Here is a 1792-nt window from a genome sequence, read left to right on the forward strand (position 1 = left end):
TTTCTGACATATCATCAAAAATATTAATAATCGTACCATTGTGTCGATTAACAATAGCGCAACGTTTTAAAGGTGTGCCAACTGCATCGCGGACTAGATGTTCAACATAATATTCATGTTCATTACTTCGTTCAAGATTTGTTTTATAATTTAATGTTTGATTTTCGTTAGCACCTCTTGCTTTGTAATCGTTTCGAACGATATCTTCGGCTTCTTGTGGTGTCATTTGCTTGTCTGTATTTGACTGTGTAGTGTTGTCAGTTTGTTGCGTCTTTTTATTAGTGTCATTTGATTTACTATTATTTTCTTTATGTTGATTAGCACCGCAAGCAGTTAATAGTGACAATGATAATGCAATGGCAACGATAGCTTTGAATTTCATTTTTTTATCTCCTTATATTGCTATGTATACTTATTTTTCCGTAAAAGAAGGGTAGCCGAGCTACCCTGAAATTTTATTCTGTTGAAGCGTCGTACATGCTATCTTCGTTGTGATTATTTTGGTTAGGTGGTGCTTCACTTGTAACAGGTTTGCTTTGAGGTGCTGATTCTACAGTAGCAGTTTCTTCATTAGATTCACTTTTTTCTACACTAGATTTATCACTTTTAGACGCATTCTGCTTATCTTCATCTTTACTAGACTGTTCATTTTCTTCAGAATCATTATTTGCACTAGAAGTTGTAGCAGGTGTAGTAGCCGAAGCTTCATAACTTACATTATCGCTATTTGAACTCGCAGCAGCTACTTCTGTATCTTGCTTGTCTTTTTTAGCTTTTGATGTTTTTTTAGCATCGGATAAATCAAATGTAATCTTCTTGACGCTAAATAAACTAGAAATAACTTCTAATTTTTTATCTTTTGCGTTGGCTATGTTTTCTGACACATCGAAAACAATTTTACCTTGAGCAGTGCTATCAGGATTTATACGCTGTAAGAAAAATGAATTTTCTATACTACCGTTGTCATTTTGATTAGCAGACATTGAGCCTGTATTATCTGCTTCAAATGTTTTATCACCAGATTTCAGTTTAAACATTGAACTATCAATTGTTAACGCTTCTTTACCTTTGTTTTTAATCGTCACATCAGCAACGACAAATGTACCTTTAGCATTTGTTGGCGCGATAGATGGACCAACTGATTTCATAGTTTCAACTGAATTAACTGTGACTTCAAGATCACCATTTTTTACAGTCTCTCCAATTTTATGGGTTTTGTTCGTTTCTTTAGAACTATTTCCGCCAAGGTTACCTGTAATACCAGCTGTACAAGCTGAAATACCGATGATAATTAAAATAAATAATACTAGACAACCACCACAGCCCCAGAACCATCCTTTTTTAGATTTCTTTTGTCCGTATTGCTGGTTCTGTTGGTTTTGTTGATTTTGGAAAGCTTGGAATTGTTCCCATTGTCTTCGCTCTTCTTCGCTTTTGAATTGATTGCTCATGCCTAAAAAATCTCCCTCATTATTTACTATGTGATTAGTGCATAAAGCTAAATACAATTTGAATTCAATTTGCTTGTTGTTTAATATTTATCAGGTTCACATGCACGTTTATCTTTATCTCTATCTAAATGTGGTCGATATGCTGGATGATCGGCAGTGACACCATTCGGATATACTTGTCTAAGTTGCTTACAATTAGCAAATGATTGTTGCGTGTTTGTTTCAGTTGATGGTGAGGTCTTAGGTTGCGTGGATTGATGATGGTTACTTGATTGTTGCTTTTCTTTTAAATCATCTTTCAAGTCGTCTTGTGATTTATCTTCTGCAACGTTTGGTGTGTT

Annotated in this window: 2 protein-coding genes and 1 pseudogene; all 3 read right to left on the reverse strand. The window is 34.5% G+C overall.

The genetic code is table 11. The annotated features are described in order from the left end of the window. Positions 1-382 (reverse strand): annotated as a pseudogene (locus tag IDG60_RS13040) (hypothetical protein); the annotation flags it as partial. Positions 383-455: 73 nt separating this feature from the next. Next, positions 456-1451: a DUF4352 domain-containing protein gene (locus IDG60_RS13045; protein ID WP_000070649.1), complete on the reverse strand. Its 996-nt coding sequence runs from the start codon at positions 1449-1451 to the stop codon at positions 456-458. An 80-nt stretch (positions 1452-1531) separates the two neighbouring features. Further along, positions 1532-1792: excalibur calcium-binding domain-containing protein (locus IDG60_RS13050; protein WP_206160774.1), on the reverse strand; the 261-nt coding region annotated here is incomplete at its 5' end.

This window comes from Staphylococcus sp. EG-SA-2 (genome assembly GCF_017152085.1).